This window comes from Baekduia sp. (assembly GCF_035318805.1).
Lineage (GTDB): Bacteria > Actinomycetota > Thermoleophilia > Solirubrobacterales > Solirubrobacteraceae > Baekduia.
On sequence record NZ_DATHDY010000126.1, the window covers coordinates 1 to 21,211 of the forward strand.

General features: G+C 72.2%; 21 protein-coding genes. 8 read left to right on the forward strand and 13 right to left on the reverse strand.

Translation table 11 applies throughout. The annotated features are described in order from the left end of the window. Nucleotides 1-211: 211 nt before the first annotated feature. Nucleotides 212-3,595 carry a TM0106 family RecB-like putative nuclease gene (locus VK501_RS25545; protein WP_324342590.1) on the reverse strand — a complete coding sequence of 1,128 codons (3,384 nt, stop codon included), beginning with the start codon at nucleotides 3,593-3,595 and terminating at the stop codon, nucleotides 212-214. 643 nt (nucleotides 3,596-4,238) lie between these two features. On the opposite strand from VK501_RS25545, the gene VK501_RS25550 reads away from it, so the two are divergent. The 3 genes from VK501_RS25550 (at nucleotide 4,239) to VK501_RS25560 (ending at nucleotide 7,129) form a co-directional block, all read left to right on the forward strand. After that, the gene (locus VK501_RS25550; protein ID WP_324342592.1) at nucleotides 4,239-5,336 is read left to right on the forward strand and encodes a hypothetical protein; all 1,098 of its coding nucleotides are present in this window, start codon (nucleotides 4,239-4,241) and stop codon (nucleotides 5,334-5,336) included. A 300-nt stretch (nucleotides 5,337-5,636) separates the two neighbouring features. Continuing rightward, on the forward strand, nucleotides 5,637-6,038 hold the full coding sequence (locus VK501_RS25555; protein WP_324342593.1) for a YciI family protein: 402 nt from the start codon (nucleotides 5,637-5,639) through the stop codon (nucleotides 6,036-6,038). A gap of 14 nt (nucleotides 6,039-6,052) precedes the next feature. Beyond that, nucleotides 6,053-7,129, forward strand: a complete 1,077-nt coding sequence (locus VK501_RS25560) for an RNA polymerase sigma factor (protein ID WP_324342594.1) — start codon at nucleotides 6,053-6,055, stop codon at nucleotides 7,127-7,129. 24 nt (nucleotides 7,130-7,153) lie between these two features. On the opposite strand, the gene VK501_RS25565 is transcribed toward VK501_RS25560, so the two are convergent. From VK501_RS25565 to VK501_RS25615, 11 genes are read right to left on the reverse strand one after another with little or no spacing between them, the layout of a single operon-like run. Beyond that, nucleotides 7,154-7,435 (reverse strand): hypothetical protein, encoded by a 282-nt coding sequence (locus VK501_RS25565; RefSeq protein WP_324342595.1) that lies wholly within the window; start codon nucleotides 7,433-7,435, stop codon nucleotides 7,154-7,156. Nucleotides 7,436-7,446: 11 nt separating this feature from the next. Continuing rightward, nucleotides 7,447-8,838 carry an FAD-dependent oxidoreductase gene (locus tag VK501_RS25570; RefSeq protein ID WP_324342596.1) on the reverse strand — a complete coding sequence of 464 codons (1,392 nt, stop codon included), beginning with the start codon at nucleotides 8,836-8,838 and terminating at the stop codon, nucleotides 7,447-7,449. Next, complete coding sequence (locus VK501_RS25575) at nucleotides 8,835-8,957, reverse strand: hypothetical protein (RefSeq protein WP_324342597.1); 123 nt, start codon at nucleotides 8,955-8,957, stop codon at nucleotides 8,835-8,837. The genes VK501_RS25570 and VK501_RS25575 overlap by 4 nt, the downstream gene beginning before the upstream one ends. After that, complete coding sequence (locus VK501_RS25580) at nucleotides 8,954-10,309, reverse strand: pyridoxal phosphate-dependent aminotransferase (protein WP_324342598.1); 1,356 nt, start codon at nucleotides 10,307-10,309, stop codon at nucleotides 8,954-8,956. Before VK501_RS25580 ends, VK501_RS25575 begins: the two co-directional genes overlap by 4 nt. Continuing rightward, entirely contained in the window at nucleotides 10,306-11,163 is an 858-nt protein-coding gene (locus VK501_RS25585) for a class I SAM-dependent methyltransferase family protein (RefSeq protein ID WP_324342599.1), read from the reverse strand. Before VK501_RS25585 ends, VK501_RS25580 begins: the two co-directional genes overlap by 4 nt. Then, nucleotides 11,153-11,698, reverse strand: a complete 546-nt coding sequence (locus VK501_RS25590; protein WP_324342600.1) for a hypothetical protein — start codon at nucleotides 11,696-11,698, stop codon at nucleotides 11,153-11,155. The genes VK501_RS25585 and VK501_RS25590 overlap by 11 nt, the downstream gene beginning before the upstream one ends. Before the next feature lie 7 nt (nucleotides 11,699-11,705). Beyond that, a complete protein-coding gene (locus VK501_RS25595) occupies nucleotides 11,706-12,128 on the reverse strand; it encodes an OsmC family protein (RefSeq protein ID WP_324342602.1) in 423 nt (140 codons plus the stop codon). After that, nucleotides 12,128-13,399 carry an MSMEG_0565 family glycosyltransferase gene (locus VK501_RS25600; protein ID WP_324342603.1) on the reverse strand — a complete coding sequence of 424 codons (1,272 nt, stop codon included), beginning with the start codon at nucleotides 13,397-13,399 and terminating at the stop codon, nucleotides 12,128-12,130. The genes VK501_RS25595 and VK501_RS25600 overlap by 1 nt, the downstream gene beginning before the upstream one ends. Beyond that, nucleotides 13,396-14,859 (reverse strand): hypothetical protein, encoded by a 1,464-nt coding sequence (locus tag VK501_RS25605; protein WP_324342604.1) that lies wholly within the window; start codon nucleotides 14,857-14,859, stop codon nucleotides 13,396-13,398. Before VK501_RS25605 ends, VK501_RS25600 begins: the two co-directional genes overlap by 4 nt. A gap of 14 nt (nucleotides 14,860-14,873) precedes the next feature. Beyond that, a complete protein-coding gene (locus VK501_RS25610; protein WP_324342606.1) occupies nucleotides 14,874-15,848 on the reverse strand; it encodes a carbamate kinase in 975 nt (324 codons plus the stop codon). A gap of 32 nt (nucleotides 15,849-15,880) precedes the next feature. Beyond that, a complete protein-coding gene (locus VK501_RS25615; RefSeq protein ID WP_324342608.1) occupies nucleotides 15,881-16,462 on the reverse strand; it encodes a cupin domain-containing protein in 582 nt (193 codons plus the stop codon). Between the two features lie 194 nt (nucleotides 16,463-16,656). Between VK501_RS25615 and VK501_RS25620 the strand changes: the two genes are divergently transcribed. Genes VK501_RS25620 through VK501_RS25640 form a run of 5 tightly spaced genes read left to right on the forward strand, consistent with a single transcriptional unit; the run spans nucleotide 16,657 to nucleotide 20,290 of the window. Next, a complete protein-coding gene (locus VK501_RS25620) occupies nucleotides 16,657-17,142 on the forward strand; it encodes an MSMEG_0572/Sll0783 family nitrogen starvation response protein (RefSeq protein WP_324342610.1) in 486 nt (161 codons plus the stop codon). 30 nt (nucleotides 17,143-17,172) lie between these two features. After that, nucleotides 17,173-17,799 (forward strand): hypothetical protein, encoded by a 627-nt coding sequence (locus VK501_RS25625; RefSeq protein WP_324342612.1) that lies wholly within the window; start codon nucleotides 17,173-17,175, stop codon nucleotides 17,797-17,799. Beyond that, entirely contained in the window at nucleotides 17,796-18,656 is an 861-nt protein-coding gene (locus tag VK501_RS25630; RefSeq protein WP_324342614.1) for an amidohydrolase family protein, read from the forward strand. Before VK501_RS25625 ends, VK501_RS25630 begins: the two co-directional genes overlap by 4 nt. Continuing rightward, nucleotides 18,649-19,806, forward strand: a complete 1,158-nt coding sequence (locus tag VK501_RS25635) for an MSMEG_0568 family radical SAM protein (RefSeq protein WP_324342615.1) — start codon at nucleotides 18,649-18,651, stop codon at nucleotides 19,804-19,806. Before VK501_RS25630 ends, VK501_RS25635 begins: the two co-directional genes overlap by 8 nt. Beyond that, nucleotides 19,769-20,290: an MSMEG_0567/Sll0786 family nitrogen starvation N-acetyltransferase gene (locus tag VK501_RS25640; protein WP_324342617.1), complete on the forward strand. Its 522-nt coding sequence runs from the start codon at nucleotides 19,769-19,771 to the stop codon at nucleotides 20,288-20,290. Before VK501_RS25635 ends, VK501_RS25640 begins: the two co-directional genes overlap by 38 nt. On the opposite strand, the gene VK501_RS25645 is transcribed toward VK501_RS25640, so the two are convergent. Further along, the gene (locus VK501_RS25645) at nucleotides 20,271-21,206 is read right to left on the reverse strand and encodes an AIR synthase related protein (RefSeq protein WP_324342619.1); all 936 of its coding nucleotides are present in this window, start codon (nucleotides 21,204-21,206) and stop codon (nucleotides 20,271-20,273) included. The two genes, VK501_RS25640 and VK501_RS25645, sit on opposite strands and share 20 nt — an antisense overlap. Nucleotides 21,207-21,211: the final 5 nt, after the last annotated feature.

Below are 21,211 nucleotides of genomic sequence, written 5' to 3' on the forward strand. Positions count from 1 at the left end.
GCCTTCCGTGACGCTCTGGTAGTCGCACGGGTTGGTCGTGATCTGGCCGAGCCAGCCCGGCGTGTTGAGGCCCTCGGCATGCGGGAACTGCGACTTGCACTCGCCCGGCACCAGCTCGTAGCCGTTCGACTTGCCGTCGTAATTGATCGACCCGTTGCTTATTGGTCTGGCGTCAGTGGGACGCACAAATCGGTCCGGGCAACTAACGGCCTCACCTGATGGTCGCCCGTGTGACGACGGTTCGCGTCTCGAACCGGCACAACATGTTCACCAACCGCATGTCCTCCACGGTCCGGCACCGCGCCCCCAGCAGCTCCGGCGAGCACACCACCACCGCGAGCGCCTGCGCCCGCGACACCGCCACGTTGAGCCGATTCCGGCTGAACAGGAAGCCCATACCGCGTGCAACGTCCTCGCCGCTCGAGCTCGCCATCGAGAAGAGGACGACCGGCGCCTCCTGGCCCTGGAACTTGTCGACCGTGCCGACCCGGGCGCCATCGGGGAGCCGGGCCTTGAGGCAGCGCACCTGCGCGTTGTAGGGCGCGACGACCAGGATGTCGTCGAGCGTCAGCGGGTGGCGATCGCCGTGGCGGTCCACGTAGGTCCCGCCGTCAAGCAAATGCTCGACCTCGAGCGCCACGCGGTCGGCCTCCTCCGTCGAGCGCCCGCGGTTGTCGGCGTGCTCGACGCCGATCATCCGTAGGCCGTTGCCGCTCAGCCCTGGCGAGTCGATGCGCTGGAGCTCGCAGCCGTCGACGGAGGACAGCCGGCCGTCGTACATCGTCTTCGAGATGAAGTCGCTGATGTCCGGGTGCATCCGCCAGGACGTGCCGAGCAGGACACCGCGGTCGGGCGGCACGGTGTCGTGGTCGCCGAGCAGGTGCTCGAGGACGGAGGCGCCCGTCCCGACGGGGTGCGTGCCCTGGCTGACGTGGGCGAGCTGCTGCGGGTCGCCGAGCAGCACGACGTTCGTGGCCGCGCCGCCGACCGCGATCGCGTCGGCGAGCGAGACCTGGCCGGCCTCGTCGACGAGCAGGACGTCGATGGCGTCGACCTGGTCGTTGTGGGCCCAATGCCAGGCGGTGGCGGCAACGAGCGTGATCGGCCCGTCGTCCTCCGCCGGGCGCTTCGCGGAACTCACGACGCGTGCGCTCTCGTAGGCGTCGTCCTCCTTGGTGCACTTCTTCCACCCGCGAAAGGAGACCTCGGCCTCGTCGGCCGCTGCGTCGATCGCCTCGACCAGGTTGTTGATGGCCTTATGGGATGTGGCCATGACGCCGACCGACAGCCCGCGTTCCAGCAGATCCACGGCGAGTCGTCCGCCGGTGTAGGTCTTGCCCGTGCCGGGCGGACCCTGGATGACCAGCACGCTGTGATCCAGGCCGCGGACCTGGGCCTTCAGGCGCTCGAGGTCGGCCGGCTCGTCGACCAGCGGCGGCGTGCCCGGCACGAACCGTGGCGGGCGCCGCAGCAGGAGGTCGAGGGCGGTGTCAGCGCGGTCCAGTCCCTCGTCGGCCACTGCGTCGGCGAAGCGAAACAGCGCTTCCTCCTGCTCACGCGTCCGGTAGGGACCGCCCGGCCCGAGGGCGAGCGGTGGATCCTCGCCGTGCTTCGGGCCACGCTTGACGACGACCGTCTGCTCCGCCTCGTCGATCGAGACCAGGGTCGCGGGGCGCTCGGCCAGCGGCTCGTCGACCTCGCCGGGGCTCAACTTGTAGTCCTGGGTCGGAAAGCTCAGCGTCCACTGCAGCGAAGCGCGGCCGACCTTCTCGCACCCGACGACCGACAGGTCCGAGATCGCTTCGCTGTCCTCGTCGCGCAGCTGCGCGATCGTCTGCTCACGCCGGTCGAACATGGCCCACCACACCGGCTTGGCCTCGCGACGGTGGTAGCCGACCAGGTTGAAGGTCATCCGCCGCGCGCGCTGCTCGGCGTCGTCTTCGCTCTCGTCGTCCGGGAGTCCCACCAGCAAGCGGCCGCGGAGACCCTCCACGCGCGCCTGGAGTTCGAGCGCCTTCTCGCTCAGCTCGTCGGCCGGCTTGGGCGCCAGCGACGCGAGCTCGATCCCGAACTTCGCCTCGGCCTCCGGGCGACGGTCGAGCAACCAGGCATACAACGCGCGGGTGCTGAGGCAGTCGTCCTCGTTGTAACCCGCGATCCCGGCGAGGTGCTGCTGCTCGCCGTCGTCCATGTAGGCCTGCCAGCGACGCAGCGAGCCGATGGCGCCGCGCAGCTCGGCGTTGCGTTCGAACCCGAAGACGGGCTCGAGGGCCTTGAGCCCGTAGGCCTCGGTCCCCGCACGGATGCCTTGGCGGACGATGCCGTAGAGGTCGACGAAGATCTCGCGGCGCAGCAGGTCGTCGAGCTCGGCCTCGCGCGTGGAGTGCCGGGCGACGAGCTTCTTCAGCGCGACGGTCTCGTATGAGTTGTAGTGGAACACATGGAGATCCGGAAAGCGCGCCAGCCGGGCCGTCAGCCAGTCGATCCACGTCTCCAGGGCAATGCGCTCCTGGCCGCGCGAGGTCGCCCACAGCGGGTAGTAGACCGGCGCGCCCTGCTCGTCGTACACGGTCCCGAAGAGATACTCGAGGCCGTCATCGCCCCAGTTCGGGTCGCCCTCGAAGTCGAAGTGGACGTCGCCCGCGGAGGGCTGGGGGAGGCGACCGAGGCCGCGGTCGAAGCCGGGCTCGAGCACGTCGTAGAGCGGACGCGCGAGCCCGCGGCTGCGCAGCTGAAGGTGGGCTTGGGCGCGGAGGTTGTCGAGCGTGAGAGCCGGGAGTCGCGGAATCGTCTGCTCGGCCGGCAGCGCTGCCAGCTCCGGCACTGTGTGCACCGCGCCGGCATCGAGCTTGAGGCCCTGGGCGCGATACACCGTCGCGGTCAGCGAGACGTGATCGTCGTCCCGACGCCGGCGGTCGCAGACGTGCCACCAATGGCAGAAGTCGCAGGCGCCGACCTTGTACGGGTAGGCCGGGTCGGCGTCGGGCCCTTCGAGCTCGGCCTGGCGGGCGACGAACTGCGCGCGAACGTTCGCGGCATAGGCCTCGAACTCGTCCGGGCGGAACGAGGGGTGCGTGTCGTCGCCCAGCATGAGGTGCATGCGCTCGGGCTCGAGCCCCTGCAGCCGCGTGAGCTCCTCGTTGTAGAAGAGCAATTGGAAGATGTGGCGCGGCTCGGCGTGCCCGCTGAGCTTGGCGTCGTGGACCTCGTAGGACCAATCGCCGAGGTCTGAGGGCGTCGGGACCCTGATGAGGAAATCCGGGTAGCCGACCCAGCCGTCGCGCAGGAAGCAGGCCTGGTGGAGGATCTCGACGCCCTGCTCCATCGCCTCGCGCGTCCGCGCGGCAAGCACCTCGCGAGCAGCGTCCTCGTCGGTGAGCTGCGCGACGTCATGGCCCTCGTCGAGGAACCGCTGCAGGATGCCGTCCTCGTGGCGGATGCCGCGGTCGAACAGCAACTGCATGTCCGGCGGCCGGCGCTCCTCGCTGAGCTCGCCGCGCCGCTCGAGGATGTCGAGGTACGTCCGATGCTCGCAGCCGAGGAATCGCGTGAGGGCGGAAGGGGAGAGGGCGAAGGAGTGGGTGGGCTGCGGCATCGGGATGGAGGGTCGCCAGCGCTGGCGTGCTTCTGACTGCTGCGCCGCCGTCACCGTACAGCCGGACCTGGACTACCTGCGGCGGCGGGACTGCTCCCACTCGCGCCAGCCGCGCCGTGCTGCGCGCGGGCCTTCGGCTGCGTATTAGGGGTAGCGCTCCCGGCGGCCACGTTCTGACACTTTCACAGCGGAGGGTCCGCCGCGGCCAGACGCGTCGGTAGCCGGCGACGGCCGACCAGGCGAGGAGTGTCGTCTCGGCCTCGGCGTTCCACGGCGCGCGCGGTACGGGGCTGACGACGAGCTCGTCGGCGAGCAGGCGCAGGTCGGCGAGGGCGACGTCGATCGTGTGCATCCCGGCTCGCTCCGGTCCGCCCGAGAGCAGGCTGCGGCTCCAGCGGTGAAACGTGATCTGCCCACCGCGGATCGCGGCACGGCAGGCGGGGTGGTCGGTCGGCACGGTGATGGGTCGCGGAGCCACCCGCACTTCTGACGGTTCTGACTCGCCAGCGCGCTGATCCGCAGAGCTGCTGCTGTCAGAAGGGTGGGTGGTTGCGTGACCAGACGCGCATGGGTCGATAGCGTCGTCACGACGCCGTCCGGCACTCCGCACCGGTTGTGCGGCTCCATCTACGCGGCGTGTCACGTGCTCGGGTACGCCTACTCGCCTCGCCTCCTTGCTCACGACCCGCCGCCCACGACGGTCGACGTCGCCGGGCGGCCGTTCCCGCTGGGCACCACGAACGTCTCGCAGGCGGTGCTCACCGCCCAGGCGCACGAGCTCGTCACCCGCAGCGCCCTGCGCGGCGTGCTCGTCGTGCTGCCCTTGACGCCCGCCCCGGAGGACGCGCTGCTCGCCGTCCACACGCCCGCGTACCTCGAGCGCCTGCGCGAGGCGAGCGCGGGCGGGCCGTGGGACGGCGAGTACGCGCCCGTCACGCCTGCCACCTGGGACGCCGCGCGGCTGACCGTCGGCGGCGTGCTCGCCGCGGTCGACGCGGTGCTCGACGGCCGCCTGGAGCGCGCGCTCGTGCACGCGCGCCCGCCCGGCCACCACGCCGAGCCCGACCGTGCCATCGCGTCCACGTACCTCAACAACCTCGCGATCGGCGCCGAGCACGCTCGCGCCCGCGGTGCGCGGCGGGTGGCGATCGTGGACTGGGACGTGCACGTCGGAAACGGCGCCGAGCGGATCTTCTGGGACCGTGCCGACGTCCTGGCGGTCTCGTTGCACCAGCGCGACTGGTACCCCGCCCACGCCGGCGATCTGCGCGCGACCGGCGGCCCGCGCGCGGAGGGCTGCACGGTCAACGTGCCGCTCCCGCCGGCCACCACGGACGCCGGCTACCTGCTCGCCTTCGACGAGCTCGTCGCGCCGATCGTGCGCGCCTTCGCGCCCGACCTCGTCCTTGTCGCGGCCGGTCAGGATCCCTCGGCGTTCGATCCGACCGGCCGGATGCTGGTCTCCGCCGCCGGCTTCCGCGCGCTCGCGCAGCGCGTCGCGCTGCTTGCCGGCGAGGTCGCCGGCGGCCGGCTGGTCGTCAGCACAGAGGGCGGCTACAGCCCGGTCTACAACCCGTTCTGCCTGCTCGGCGTGCTCGAGGGGCTGGCCGGCACGGACGGCGGGGTGCCGGATCCGTGGGCCGGCGATCCCACCGTGCGCGCCGCCCAGGGGCCCGCCGACGACCGCGTGCGCGACGCCGTGGCTGCGGTCCGGCGCGCTCAGCGGCGTTGGTTCACCTGACGGCGACCGCGCCGAGCGCCACGGGATCGACGTCCCGGGCGTCGACTGCGGAGTTGGCGCTTCAAGGTCCTCTTAGCCTGCGCCCCCTATCTTGGCCGCGTCCTCAACTCACGACCCAAGGAGGTCGTGAGTTAATGCGATTGACAAAGTTGGTACCAGCTGCAGATGCAGGCTCGGCGCGTCGTCGACGACGACGCGCCGCGCCGCCGTACCTGTGCCGGTCGAGAAATGGGCGGCAGCCTCGACATACTTGTGAGGGCGCCCGTTGGGGTTCCGAGACGAGACGAGACGAGGCTGGCGATGAGGTACATGCTGTTGATGAATCACGGATCGGCGCCGGGGATCCCGCCGATGTCTGAGTGGGCGCCCGAGGAGGTGAGGGCCCATGGTGCCGCGATGGTCGCGATTCACGAGGAGCTGATCGCCAACGGGGAGTTCGTCGGTGCCGAAGGGCTGATCGGACCTGACGGATCGAAGATCGTGACGCATAATGGGATCGGTGTGCCGGTGGTCACGGACGGCCCGTTTCCCGAGGCGAAGGAGTTCCTGGCCGGCTACTGGTTGATCGACGTCGAGTCCGAGCAGCGGGCGATCGAGATCGCTGCCAAGACGTCGGCGGCCCCCGGCCCCGGTGGGCGGGGCGTGGCAAGAGAGATCCAGGTCCGGCCGGTCATGAGTCGGTCTCCCGCCCCGGAGTCGTGACGGCGACACCGCCGATGGAAGACCTGCTGCGTCGCTTGGCCCCGCAGGTCCTCGGCGTGGTCACGCGCTTGTGCGGGGACTTCGACGACGCGGAGGACGCCGTCCAGGAAGCGTTGCTGGCGGCCTCGACGCAGTGGCCGGCCGACGGCCTGCCCGACAACCAACAGGGCTGGCTGATCGCGGTGGCCGCGCGACGGATGACCGACCGCGTGCGCAACGAAGAGGCGCGACGACGGCGTGAAGACCTGGCGGCGATCCGCGAGCCGGTCGATCGGACACCTACGGTCTCCGAGTACGACGACTCGCTCGTGCTGCTGTTCATGTGCTGTCACCCGGCGCTGACCCCCGCGTCGGCGATCCCCCTGACCCTACGCGCCGTCGGCGGCCTGACCACGGCGGAGATCGCGCGCGCGTTCCTCATCCCCGAGGCGACGATGGCGCAGCGGATCAGTCGCGCCAAGCAACGCATCAAGGCATCGGGAGTGCCGTTCGCCCGGCCGGCGGCCGGTGAGACCGCAGAGCGGCTCCGTTCGGTGCTGCACGTCCTCTACCTGATGTTCACCGAGGGCCACGCCGCAACGTCAGGAGCCGGTGTCGCTCGGGGGGATCTGTCGGTGGAGGCGATCCGCTTGGCCCGGATGGTCCATCGACTGCTGCCGGACGAACCGGAGGTGGCCGGACTCCTGGCGATGATGCTGCTCAACGAGGCGCGCCGTCCCGCGCGCACAGGGCCCGCCGGCGAGCTCGTGCCGCTGGCTGCGCAGGATCGCTCGCGGTGGAACCGCGCGCTCATCGCGCTCTACGGACTCCTGGAGCGGATGACCGCCAACCCGATGGTCACGCTCAACCGCGCGGTGGCGACGGCGATGGTGGACGGGCCGGCCGCGGGTCTCGCGCTCCTCGCGGACCTTGACGATCAGCTCCCTGGCCACCACCGACTCGACGCTGTGCGCGCCCACCTGCTGGAGATGACGGGCGACCGCGAGGCGGCTGTCGCGCACTACCGGACGGCGGCTGCGCGCACGACGAGCATCGCCGAACGCGACTACCTGACGACGCAGGCGGCCCGCCTCCACACGGGCCCGCCGTGACCGTGAGCACCGCCGCCGATCGCGTTACGCGCGGGTCTGAGGCGGCCGCCACGGCTCGTCGGGCCGTCGCTGTGGAGCCGTCCAGCCGGAGCGCTCGGCGGTCATACGCAGCGCGTGCATCGCGCGCTCCTTGAGCTCCCAGGGCACGCGCGCGTAGAGCGGCACGAACACCCGTCGCCAGAGCAGGCCGCCGGTCTCCCGATAGGGCGCCGTCGTGCCGCTCGGGTGCCGGCGCCGCATCTCCTCCATGGCCGCCACCCGCAGATGGTGCTCGGCGCGGTCGCGCACGCGGTGCTTGATCTCCATGAGCCCACCGCTCATGCCGGTACCCGGGGGGCGGAATCGGAGACCGACGCCGGCGGCCGCTCCGACGCCCCGGCCATCCGCAGCTCGGCGAGGCAGTTCTGCGCGGCGATGGCGATCGGCTCGAACAGCGCTCCGATCGGCGGCGAGTAGATGTTCTCCATCCACGCGAGGTCGTCGATCGTGGCCCCGCGCTTGGCCGCGAACGCCAGGAAGTCGCAGCGCTCCTTGACGCCTTCGCCACCGTGGATCTGGCCGCCGATCAGCTTGCGCGTGACGGGGTCGGCGAGCAGCGTGACATGGGTCTTCATCGCCCCGGGGAAGTAACGCGCGCGCGAGACGCCGACGCCCTTGGCCACCACGTACGGGATCCCCATCGCCGTGGCGAGCGTCTCGCCGATCGAGAAGCCACCGATGGTGTAGTCGCCTGCGACCAGGCCCCACGGGATCCAGACCGGGTCGTAGGCGAGGTCCTCGCCGGCCGCGTTGGCCGCCGCCGTCCGGCCCTGGGCGTAGGCGTGTGATCCGGTCAGCCCGCGAATCGGCAGCATGGTGAGGCCGTGCGGGACCTCGATGACGTCGCCGGCGGCGAACACTCCGGGCACCTTGGTGCGCATGTGGTCGTCGACCACGAGGCCGCCGGTCGTGCCGGTCTCGAGTCCGGCGGCTTCGGCGAGGGCCGTGTTGGGCACCTTGCCGAGGCAGACGATGACGACGTCGCACGCCAGTTCGCCGGCCGACGTCGCCACCGCGCGCACGTGGTCGTCGCCGAGGAAGGCCTCGACCCGAGTCCCCAGCCGCAGCCGCACGCCGCGCTTCTCGAGCGACTCGTGGACGGGCTCGGCCACGTTGGGATCCAGCACCTCGCTCAGCACCCACGGACCCTCATCGATGAGATCGACCTCGAGGCCGCGGTGGCCGAGGTTGCCGGCCATCTCCACGCCGAGCGGCGAGGCGCCGAAGACGGCGACGCGCTTGACGTCGTCGAGCACCTTGTCGAACTCCATGGCCTTGCGGATGTTCTTGACGTAGTGCAGCCCGTCGAGATTGGCCCCCGGCACGCTCGGCTTCTCCCACGTGAAGCCGGTGCAGATGATCAGCTGGTCGAAGCCCTCGTGCTGGTTGCGCGCCGTGACGATGCGCCGGTCGAGATCGATGTCGGTGATGACCGTCTCCATGCGCATGTCGAGCCCATCGGCGACATAGCGGTCCACGGTCGAGAGGAACAGGTCCTCGAAGCGCGGGATCTCGCCGCCGTGCACGAAGGGGATCCCGCACGGCGAGTACGCGATGTCCTCGAACTCGGTGAACACGGACACGTGCAGGCTCGGCTTCAGCCGCTTCGCGATCGTGGAGGCGGCGGTTCCCGCGCCGCCGCCGCCGATGACGATCAGCCGTTCGCTCATGGGTCGCTCTCCTTCCACATGCCGGCTGCGGCATTGACCGTCAGATCGCCGGCGGTGATGTCGTCGATGCTCTCACCGCGCGCCGCCGTGCGCCACCGTGCGCCACCGGTCGCGCTCACGCGCGCCCCCGGACGATGCGGGCGATCCGCAGCGCGCGCTCGGTGCCCTTGCGCTCGAGCAGGTCGGCGACCGGTCCCTGCCACCGCCCTGAGGCGGCCTCCTCCAGCGCCTCGGGCAGCACCGCGCGCAGGTGCTCCATGGCCGCAGCGGCAGGCTGCGAGAGATTCAGCCGGATCGTCGTGGAGGCGATCGACTCGCCGAGCCCGTCGCCCGGGTAGACCGCCACGCGCCGCGCGAACAGCGCCACCATCAGCTCCTGCGCGGTCGTGGAGTCGGGCTCGATCTCGACCGCGCACGACAGGCCGTGGCGCGGAGCGACGGGCAGGCGGAGCGCGGGCATGGCGGCCAGCGTCTCCTGGAGGTGCGCGAGGTTGGCGCGGATCGACCGCTCGGAGCGCTCGACGTAGGGAGCGTCGCGCAGCGCGGCGAGCGCCCCGTGCTGGGCGATCAGGTTGGTGTTCAGGCGCGTGAGCGCGGTCTTGAGCTGCAGGCAGCCGCGCATCAGCGGTCGCGGTCCGGCGAGGAAGCCCAGGCGCGCGCCGGCCATGCCCCAGCAATGCGAGACGGAGAAGGTGGCGACGGCGCGGTCGGTCAGCCCGGTCGCGGGGAGCGGCGTGAACGGGCTGTCGGCGTCGATGGCCAGCGGCCCGTGCGTGACGTCGTGGATCACCAGCACGTCGTGGCGGTCGGCGAGCTCCGCGATCGCCGCCAGCTCGTCGGGCTCGAGCACCGTCCCGTAAGGATTGGACGGGTCGACCAGGCACAGCGCCCGCGTCCGAGGGCCGACCGCGCGGGCCACCGCCTCGGGGTCGAGCCGGTAGCCGTCGGCCGGGCCTGCCGGCACCGGCACCGGCCGACCGCCTGCCGCGATCACCGCTGAGGGGACATGGAAGTACCCGGGGTCGGTGACGATCACCTCGTCGCCGGGGTCGATCGATGCGAGCAGCGACAGCGCGATGCCCGCCTGCGCACCCTCGGTCCCGATCACCTCGAACGTCGCGTCGCGCGGCCGTCCGAGGACCCGCGCGGCCTCGTCGCGCAAGGGCTCGATCAGGTCGGGCGTGTACTGGTTGAGCGTGTCGGCGCTCACAGCATCGCGCATCGCCTGCACCGCGCTCTCCGGCGGACCACAGAAGCACGTGAGCCAGCCGAGATCGGTCCAGCCCTCGGGCAGCCGCGTGGTGCCGCCGGGGTAGAGCGTCTCGGGGTCGAGGTCGAGCAGCCCGATCGCGTCGCGGTAGGTGACGTAGTTCCACATCGCGTGGTGGCTGGCCTGGAGGGCCTTCAGGCGCCGCGACCGGATGCCCGGCGCGGGCTGCGGCGCGTCGGTCCATGTCAGGACGCTGCTCATCCGCCCTCCCGCACGAGCCGGACGACGCGGTAGATGCCGTGCCGGTCGGCCATGATCGACCGTGGCCTGTAGCCGGCTGCCGCGGCGTAGCCGAGGATCTGCTCGACCGGGCGCAGCCGCCACACGCAGCGCTGGCCCGCGGCGTTGCGCCAGACGCGCGCGATGTGCTCGATCTCGGGGTTGCACGTCTGGACGTTGAACACGATCTGGCCCGCCGCGACGAGCTCGGCGAGGTCGAGGAAGTGCTGTTCGATGCGCTCGTCGTCGTGATAGATCCCGTACAGCCCGAGCTCGACCACGACCTCGGGCCGCGGCGCGAGCGCGGCCAGCGCCCCGCGGTCGAACGCGTCGGCGCGGGAGCACGAAACGCGCCCGCCGACGCCGAGCTCGTCCGCTGCGCGGGCCGCCGCCACGAGCGTCGCCTCGTTCACGTCTCCCAGGACCGCGCGGGCGGCCGGGCGTGCCGCGAGCGCGTGCAGCAGGTACGGCGCGGGGCCGGCGGCGAGGTCCGCCACGACGGGGCGGGTGGCCTGCGAGTGGTCGATCGCCTCGAGCACGGCGAGCTCGGCGAGCGCGCGGATGTCGCGGAACGCGACGCACGTGGGGCGTGCCAGCAGGCGGCGGTCGATCGCGCGCCCGAGCGTCGTGCGGCCGGACGGCCGGTTGACGTACGCGTGGGCCATGAACGGCCCCGAGTCGAAGCCCTCGGCGTACCCGATCCGCAGGCCGTCGCTGAGCAGCGCGCCCGCGCGGCTGGCGGCCCGGGCGCCCGCGAACCGCCAGGCGCGGGGGGAGCGGGCCGGCGGCCGGCGGCGGAGGTCTGCGAACGTCGGCCCCGCGGCGTCAGCCGGCATGCGCGTAGCGCGGGGTCTCCACGAGCTCGCGCAGGCGGTAGCGCTCGTGTGCCTCGGCGGCCAGCCCGCCGGGATCCGGGCCGATGAGCGGCCGCAGGGAGGCGCGCATGCGCGTGACGTCGGCGCGGACGGCGTCGATCGTGGCCGCGTCCCGGCCGCGGGCGGCGCTGCGGTAGACCGACAACAGCTCGTCGAAGTGGTCGAGCGACCCGATCGCGTAGGCGAGCAGCTGATCGAGCGAGTCGAGCTCCTTGATGCGCTCGTAGATCGCCTCGCCTTCGGCGGGGGCGACGTAGGCGTCGGCGTCGACGCCGTGCGCCGCGGCCCGCTCCCGGAACAGCATCATGTGCCGCGCGTTGTCGGCCACCAGGGTCGCCACGAGCGTCTTCGCCTCCGGGTCGTCGATGGCGGCGATGCGGGCGGAGAACAGGTCGACCCATGCCCGCATGCCGTACGCGTGGCGGGCGAAGACGTTCCCTAGACGATCGCGCCGGCGCAGCACGTCAGCGAGCTCGGCGGCGTTCTCCAGTGCCATGACTCGTCTACCTTCGGAAATGCGCGTTTCGTGAAGTACGACTGTACTCCAGGCTGACTCCTTCGGCCAGCGTGTTCGAGACCCAGCACAAGGGCCTCGCACGGCGCACGAGCCGGGCAAGCGTCTCGTCGTCGAGCGCGGCGCTGGTCTCCACCTTGATGCGTCCGTAGCGCAACTCCGTGCCGGCGCGCTCCGCCGTGACGGCGACGCTCAGGCCGCGCACGTCGAGGTCGTCCTTGCGTGCCGCGTACGCCACCGCCAGGCAGAAGCAGCTCGCCAGCGCGGCGCAGAGGAGCTCTGTCGGCATCAGGCCGGTGTCGCCACCGCCGGCGCTCGCGGGCTCGTCGACGCGGATCGCGTGGCCGCGCGCCGTGACGTCCGTCGCCCACCCACCGCGCCACACGGCGGTGACCTCGAGCCGATCGGGCATCAGGCTACGCCCGTCAGCGCCGAGCCGAGGAACTCCCGGTAGACGCGTTCGTGCGCCTTGGCCGCCGCGTCCCAGCCATGGTCGGCGACGACGGCGTGCCCGCCCGCGCGAAGGCGCCCTCGCAGGCTCGCGTCGGTGGCCGCGCGCGCGAGCGCGCGCGCGAGCGCGGGGGCGGAGCCGCACGGAACGAGCAGGGCGCTCCGGCCGTCGGCGAGGAAGCCCCGCAGCACGTCGAGGTCGGAGGCCACGACCGGCAGGCCGGAGGCCAGCGCCTCGAGCACGACGAGGCCGAAGCCCTCCTTGACGGACGGGAACGCCAGCACGTCTGCCGCGCGGTAGAGGCGCTCGAGCGTGCCGTCGCTGACTGGCCCGAGCACCCGGACGGCCTCGTCGCCGAGGTCGAGCTCGGCGCGCCGTGCCGCGAAGCGCGCGATCTCGTCGCGGTAGTCGAACAGGGTCGCGCCGCCGGCGACCACGAGCAGCGGGTCGCGCGCGGGCAGCGCCGTGCGCAGCGCCGCAAACCCGTCGAGCAGCGTCAGCGAGCCCTTGCGGGGCTCGATCCCGCCGATCGCCAGCACCGTGAGACGGTCGCCGAGGTCCAGCGCTGAGCGATCGGCTGCGCGCTCGCGCCCGTCGTGCGGCGGTCGATAGCGCCGGCGGTCGACGCCGTTGGCCACGAGTCCCGGCTCGACGCCGAACTCCTCGCGCACGCGGTGCACCCACGGCTCGGAGACGCAGACGACGCCGTCGGGAGCCACGATCGAGCGCTGCTGGCAGGCCACCAGCGACGGCGAGATGAAGGAGTCGACGTGATGCACCGTGCGCAGCACGTGCCGCACGACGCCGTCGTCGCGCAGTACGAGGGCGGCATTCGCGGAGATGCAGTCCTGCGCGTGGACGACGTCGAAGCCGCCACCGGTCAGCGGGCCGCGCAGTCCCCGTGCGTAGCTCGCGATCAGCGCGGCGATGCGCTCGTCGAAGGGCGTGTCCGGCGGCGTGTGCGGGATCACGGTCGACGGCACCGCAGGCGGTCGGAAGAACCGCTCGCCCGGCCGCCCGACGGCGAACAGCTCGACGTCGTGGCCGCGGAGCGAGAGCGCCTCGGCGACGGCGATCGCGTGCACCACGCCCCCGCGCGGCTTGACCGAGTAGGTCAGCATCGCGACGCGAAGGCGCGCGCTCATCCCGCCGCCCTTCGGATCCGCCCGGGCCGCGGGAGCGAGCCCCTGGGCGAGCTGCCGCCCGGCATGCGAGCGCTCTGCGCGAGTCATGCCGCCGCCTCCGCCACCGCCCGCACCGCGAGCCTGGCCGCCGCGGCGTTGGACGGGACGACGAGCGCGCCCGCCTCGCGCAGCGTCCGGGCCTGACGGTCGGCGTCCTGAGGATCGGCGCGGGTCCCGCAGACGCGCACGAGCACTGTCGCCCCACCGTCGGCGATGCGCGCCACCGCCGGCGCGAGCTCGCGCGCCGGGTCGGGATGGGCGGCGTGGCCGAGCACGACGTCGAGCAGCACGCAGCCCACGTCGTCGCCGGCCGCCGCGTGCTCGAGCATCGCGATCCGCAGGTCGAGGTCGACCATCGGATGAGGCCGTCCGCGCGTGTACTCCTCCTCGCCGAGATCGAGCACGGTGTGGCCGCCTGTCCCGTCCGCGACGGCGTCGCCGTGCCCGACGTTGCCCGCGACGGGCCCGAGCTCGGCCTCCAGGATGGTCACGGCCTCGTGCGCGAGCGACCCGCCCGAGAACAGGCCGAGCAGGCGCCGGCCGGCGCTCCGCGCGCGCCGCGCGTCCACCGCGCGCTCGAGCTCCGCGCAGACCGGCAACGGCGCCTGCGCCGCCGCGAGCGCCGCCGCTTCGAGCGTGTCGTGCAGCTCGAACGGGGCGCCGGCGCCCGCGCCGCCGACGAACGCCGCCACCACGCGCTTGCCGGCGGGCACCTCCGCGGCCAGGCAGCGGACCACCTCCGGCGCCGGCGACTTGGACACGAGCACGAGCGTCTCCGTCTCGTCGTCGCCGGCGAGCATCCGCATGCCGGCACGAAACATCGTTCCACCGACCTCGGCCGAGAGATCGCGGCCGCCGACTCCGACGATCTGCGAGACGCCTGCGCCCGCGGCGTCGACCAGGCACGCGACCTCCTGGGCACCCGTCCCTGCGGCGGCGACGATGCCCACCGGCCCGGGCCGCACGACGTTGGCGAAGCCGAGTCCGATCCCGCCGAGCATCGCCGTGCCGCATCCCGGCCCCATGACCAGCAGCCCGAGGCGCACCGCCCGCCGCTTGAGCTCCACCTCCTGCTCCACCGTCACGTGGTCGGAGAACAGGAAGACGTGCAGCCGGCGGGTCAGCGCCTGGTGCGCCACGAGCGCCGCGTACTCGCCGGGCACCGAGACGAGCGCCAGGTTCGCGTCCGCGAGCCGGACGGCCGCGGCGGGCACCGAGCGCGGAGGCTGCTCCGCGCGAGAAGCAAGGGATCCATCAACGATGACGGGTGCTGAAAGGTGACGCTCCGCGACGCGCAGCGCGTCCTCGCCGGCGCCGTCGGGCGCGCTCACCGCGACGACGACGTCGCCCGGTCCCGCAGCGGGGGCCTCGACGCCCCGCACCGCGAGCGCTTCGAGGTTCGCCGCGGTGCCCATCGCGACCTCGCAGCCTCGCACGCCCGGCATGTCGCGCACCTCGCGCGCGACGACCATCAGGCGCACGCTGTCGGCGTAGCGGTTGGGGATCACGCGAACTCGCCACATCATGCCGCCGCCGGCGTCGGCGCCACCCGGGACGGGCCCTCGTCGTCGGGAACGATCCAGGTGCCGTCGCCGCCGTCCAGGACGTGGGACAGGTGCGCCGGGTCGGTGATCACGGCCCGGCCGTTGCCGGAGGCGAATCGAACCGCGGACTCGATCTTCGGCCCCATGCTCCCCGCGGGGAAGTCCCCCTCACGGAGATGGCGCAGCGCGTCGGAGATGGTCAGGCGGGCCATGTCGCGCTGCCAACGCGTGCCGTAGTCGAACGAGACCCACTGCACGCCCGTCGTGAGGATGAGCACCTCGGCGCCGATCTGGATGGCCAGCTCGGTCGCGCATCGGTCCTTGTCGATGACGGCTTCGACGCCGGCGAGCCCATCCGCTGGCGGGCGGGCCTCCGTTACGGGGATCCCGCCGCCACCCGCGGCGACGACGACGACGCCGCAGCGGGCGAGCAGCGCGATGTGCTCGTGCTCGACCACCTGGACTGGACGCGGACTGGCGATCAGCCGGCGCCAGCCGCGGCCGGCGTCCGGCCCGACGGCCCAGCCGCGCTCGCTCGCGAGACGCCGAGCCTCCGGCTCGTCGTAGAAGGGTCCGATCGGCTTGGTGGGGGGCGAGGCGAACGCGGGATCGTCGTGGGCGACGACGGCCCGCGTGAGGATCGTGGCGGTCGGCAGGTCGCGGTCGACCTCACCGAGGGCCTGCTGCAGCAGGTAGCCCATCTGGCCCTGCGTCATCGCGACGAGCGCGTCGAACGGCAGGCCCGGAGCCTCGTCGGCGGCGCACGCCTGCTGAAGGGCGAGCATTCCGACCTGCGGTCCGTTGCCGTGCGCGAGCACGATCTGGTGCCCGGCGCGCCGGAGCCGCGCCGCGGCCCGCGCCGCGCTCAGCGCGTTGCGTCGCTGCTCGTCCCAGTGCCCGCGCTCTCCCGCTCGGATGAGCGCATTGCCGCCGAGCGCGATGACGACGCGCACCCGGGCACCCCGCTAGTGGGCCTCGCGACCCACTAGGAGCTCCGGATCGCCAGCCAGATCGCCCGGGCCGGAACCGTCGAAGGGTTCGACCACGAGTGTGGCAGCGTCGTACGGAAGTGGAGCGCGTCGCCCGTGTCGAGCTCGTAGGGCTCGCCGCCGACCTCGAACCGCATCGAGCCCTCGAGGACGACCACGAGCTCCTCACCCGGATGAACCATCGGGTGCGGGCCGCTGTCGGCGTTCGGGTCGACGTGAGCCTCGGCGCCGGCGACGAAGAACGGCCCGTAGCGCCCGGAGATGTTCTCGAGCGTGAGCCCCTTCTTCGAGGTGTAGAGCAGCGACCGCTCGGCCGCGCGGATGTGCGTGACCGGCCGCAGCGGCTCGGACTCGTCGATGAAGTACGAGACGCTCTTGCCGAGCGCTGCCGCGATCTTCATCAGGCTCGTGATGGTCGGCGTCATCCCGCGCTTCTCGACCTTGTGGATCGCTGCCGGCGACAGCCCGGACCGATCAGCCAGTTGCTGCAGCGACCAGCCGCGCTCGGCGCGGGCGCTCGCCACCTTTCCCCCGAGCTCGGAGACTGCCTGCTCGACCGACGCCATGAAGTAGGTCACGCGTTCACCTTCGAAGACCTACTGTGCACTTTCCGACATGGCGGCGCAACCCGACTCGCCGTTTCCCATAGTGGAAGCGGCCCGGCGCGGTCTCTTGACTTGCGCCGGTGAATGCGGGAGCTTCGCGTCTGCGATCCGACACGGACCGTCCGCGGTGCTCCCGGTGCCGCGGGATCTCAACGCAGGAGGTCGTCGTGTCGAAGGGTGCCATCGCTGCACAGCCGGCCGGTACGGAGCTGTTCGACACCTCCGAGAAGCTGTTTCCCGACGTTCAGGCAGAGGAGGGCGAGTCCGCCTACACCTTCATGCACACGGTGCCGTACGAGGGCTCGGTGGGGCTGGTGAACCTGCTGACCACCACGCGCGTCCTGCGGAAGGGATTCAAGACGCACCTGGTGCTGTACGGGCCCGGGGTGCTGATGGCCTCCGGCTCGCGCGGCTTTCCCAAGGTCGGCGACGAGGCCTTCCCCGGGCACATGGCCATCAACAACCAGATCCGGGCGTTCCTCGACGAAGGCGGGACCGTCTACGCGTGCCGCTTCGCGTGCGGCGCGCTGTACGGCTTTCCGGAGGACCTGCTGATGGAGGGTGTGACGCCGTTCCATCCCCTCGATGTGCTCGACGCGGCGCTGACCGCGTATCGCGACCGCGCGTTCCAGCTCAACACCTGGACCGTGTAAGGGGGCGATGCAGCAGCCGAGGTGGCCGGCATGCTGACCGATCACCAAGACGTCCTGGCGGTCTGGCGGCGGGCGGAGGCGAGCGTCTATCCGTCCGTGATGGTCAACGCGGCCCTCTATGAGCAGTACCTGACGACCGTGCGCGCGGTCGCCGAGGAGCTCGCCGACGTGCGCACCGACGAAGCCCTCTTCGACGCCTGGCACGAGCGGCGCGACGTCGCGGCAGAGGTGGTCGCGCGCAGCGCGCCGAGCATGCGCGCGTTCATGGACGTCGCCGCGCTGCGGGACGCGGCCTTCTGCCATCGCCACCGCCAGATCTCGCGCGAGCGCGCGAAGGAGATCGCGCGTGAGCGTCTCGAGCGCGCGCGTCGCGAGCACGCGGCGTGGGTCGTGCTCTTCGAGGACGTCACCCCGCTCGGCTCGCAGCGGCTGGAGATGCACGTCCGCAGCGGCCGTGCGATCCACGCGTCGAGCCGTAGCCCCCTGGACAGCGCGGTCCCGACCTTCGAGCTCGAGGTCGTCCAGCTCGACCCGGCGACCGGCGCGTGGCTCGTCGACCAGCCGCCGATCGTTCCGGCCCGCACCTACCACTCGCACGAGGAGTGGGACGCGCGCATCCAGCAGGCGCGCGCGACCTTCGGGGGAGGAGCCTCGTGACGACCCATCCCAAGCGGATCATCGACGCTCACTGCCATATCGGCGAGATCCCGCCGTGGAAGTACTACGACCTCGAGCATCCGGTCAAGCCGACGGTCTACGACTACCGGACCCCCGAGGAGTTCATGAAGAAGCACATGGACGAGTTCGGCATCGAGCGCGCGCTCACCATGTCGAACTACGGGGTCCCGGTCCATGAGATCTCGTTCGACCTCAACGACGTCGTGCTGGAGACCGCGACGAGCAACGACCGCGTGCTCGCCGCGCTCTGGGTGTCGTTCCTGCCGCGCAACGCCGAGCTCACGCGCAAGGCGCTGAAGCTGGCGTCGGAGTCCCGCGTCGTGGCGCTCAAGACCACCTTCCTGCTGGGCGGCAACCCGGACCCTGGCACGTGGGACGAGGAGACGCTGGCCCTGGCCGACGAGTGCTTCGACGCCTGCGAGCGGCACGATCTGATCTTCCACTTCCACACCAGCCCGGGCGGCAGCTCGGACATCACGAACTTCATGCCGCTCGTCGAGAAGTACGGCAGGCGCTGCAAGATCCACCTCGTCCATTTCGGTGGCGGGGTCTCGGGGCACATCAGGCTCGTCCCCAAGTTCCTGTCCTGGGTCGAGCAGGGCTACAAGGTCTACACCGACACCTCGTGGGCGATCGGCTTCGGGGCGCGGTGGCTGCTGACCGAGATCGAGCGCACCGGCATCGGCGGCGATCGGGTCTTCTTCGGATCCGACGAGCCGTGGTCGGACTTCGACAGCGAGTACTGGAAGATCAACGGCGTCCGCGGCATCTCGGAAGAGCTCAAGAACCGCGTCTTCTGGCAGAACTACGAGGAGCTGTTCGCGGGCCGTGGCTGAGCGCGCCCTCGGTGTCGACGACCGGCGGCTGCTCGTGGAGCTGCAGTCGCTGGGGGTGCGCGTCGAGGACGAGTCCGGCGCCGCGTCGATCCCGGGACGGCTCGGCGGCGCAGGACCATCCGATGCCGGCTTCCTCTGGGTGCGCGGCCTGCCGCTCACGGTGCCGATGCACTCGCGGTTTGCCCGCCACTCGCCCTACCGGCTGCGGATCGGGGAGCACGGCGCCAAGCTCTACCTCGGCGACGAATACGTCGGTCCCGTGGTCGTGCCGCCGCAGCCCAGGATCTACGGCATGACCACGACCGATGGCGTGCCGTACTGGAAGATCGCGCTGCTGCACCTCGACTCGATCGCCTCGACCGTCGTGCAGAAGTGCATCTACTGGGGCACGCACGAGCAGTGCGCGTTCTGCGGAATCGAGCTGACGCGCGGCGAGCAGACGATCCCGGTCAAGACGCCGGCGCAGCTGGCGGAGGTCTGCGCGGCGGCTCGCGACCTCGACGGCGCGGTCGACGCCACGCTGACCACGGGATCGATCAACCGGCGCGACCGCGGCGCGCTCTACATCTCCCGCTGTGCCGCTGCCATCAAGGAGGCCAGCGGCCTTCCCGTGCAGGTCCAGTTCGAGCCGCCCGATGACCTCGCCGTGCTCGAGCAGGTCCGCGACGCCGGCGTCGACGCGGTCGGGATCCACATCGAGACCTTCGATCCCGAGGTGCTCGCGCGGGTCGCGCCCGGCAAGGCGGTGGCCGGTGTCGAGGGCTACTTCCGCTGCTGGGAGCGGGCGGTCGAGGTGTTCGGGCGCGGGCGCGTGTCGACCTACGTCATCCTCGGGATGGGCGAGCAGCGGTCGCTGACCGAGGAGGGCTGCCGGCGCGCGATCGATCTCGGCGTGTACCCGTTCGTCGTTCCGCTGCGTCCGGTGCCCGGGACGTTGATGGCCGACGTGCCGCCGCCCGACCCGGACTACGTCGCCGCCGTCTACCGCTCCGTGTCGACGATGCTGGCCGCCGGCGGCCTCGACCACGAAGGCGCCGCCGCCGGCTGCGCGCGCTGCCAGGCGTGCTCGGGCTTGTCGGCGTGGGAGCGCGTGTTCCGGAAGGAGGAGCTGCGTGAGCGTCGCGGGCTCGCCATGCACCACGCCGGCTAGTGCGCGGGTCGGGCCGGGCGCCTGCCGCATCGCGCGGTCGGCCGCGGAGCTCGAGCGGCACTTCGCCGTGCGCCGCGCCGTCTTCGTCGACGAGCAGGCGCTGTTCGGCTGCGACGACCGCGACGGGCGCGACGACGACCCGCAGACCATGCATGCCGTCGGGGCGGTCGCCGGGGTGATCGGCGGCACCGTCCGCCTCTATCGGCTCGACGGCGCCGGCCTGTGGAAGGGCGACCGGCTGGCGGTGTTGCCCGTCCTTCGCCGCGGACTGCTTGGAGCGGCGCTCGTGCGCTTCGCGGTGCGCACCGCAGGCGGGCTCGGTGGAACGCGGATGACGGCGATGATCCAGCTGCCCAACGTGCGCTTCTTCGAGGCGCTCGGCTGGCGCCTGCACGGCACCGTCGCGCCGTACCACGGGGTCGACCATCAGCCGATGGACATCCCGCTCTCGCTGCCCCGTCGCGTCAGCCGTTCAGCCCGGTGAGCGGGTCGCGGGCGAGGTCCCATACGTCTGCCATGGCGCCACCGGAGGCGATGCGCAGGACGCCCGTGGCGTCGAAGCCGCCGCAGACCGCGGCTGCGAGCCCGCGTGACGTGAACCGCTCGCACGCCTCCTCCGCGCGGTCGGGCGGGGCGGCGAGCACGAACCCGAAGCTGGGGAACGTCACGAGCCAGCGTTCGAGCGGCGTGGCCGGCGGCCGCGGCAGCAGATCGAGGTCGAGCGTTGCCCCGCAGCCTGCGAGCTCGAGCATCTGGAGCAGCGACCCGGCGGCGCCCGGCATCGAGACGTCGCGTGCCGCGCGACACAGCCCGCGTTCGGCGACCTCGACGAGCGCCTCGCCGTCGTCGCGCAGGCGATCGGGCTCGCGGGCGCGCAGCGAGCTGAAGAGGGGCGCCGCCCCGCGGTACTCCCCGTCGAGGCAGAACGCTGCGACGAGCGCGTCGCCGGCCCGCGCGCCGGCGGCGCGCAGCGGCGTGCGCGCGACGCCCGTGCAGAACGCGGCCAGCGCCGGCGGCGCGCCGAGCGTCAGGTGGCCTCCGACGATGTCGACCCCCAGCCGGCTCGCCGCCCAGGCCAGTCCGTCGAGCACCCGTCTGGCGTGCTCGCGGTCGGGGCTGACGAGCGTGTCGACGAGCCCGAGCGGGCGGCCGCCCATCGCCCGGACGTCGGCCACGTTGGTCGCCACGGCGGCCGCCCCGGCGCCGAACGGGTCGCGCTCGACGAGGGAGGGGAGGATGGCCTCGCCGGCGAGGACGAGGTGGTCGTCGCCGTGGCGGATCAGGGCGGCGTCGTCGCCGTCGATCGACGGCAGCGCGCTCGCGACGAGCGCGAGCTCGCGCTTGGCGCGGAGCCCGGGCGCGTCGCGGATCACCGCGGCCAGCTCGTTCAGGTCGGGCAACGGAG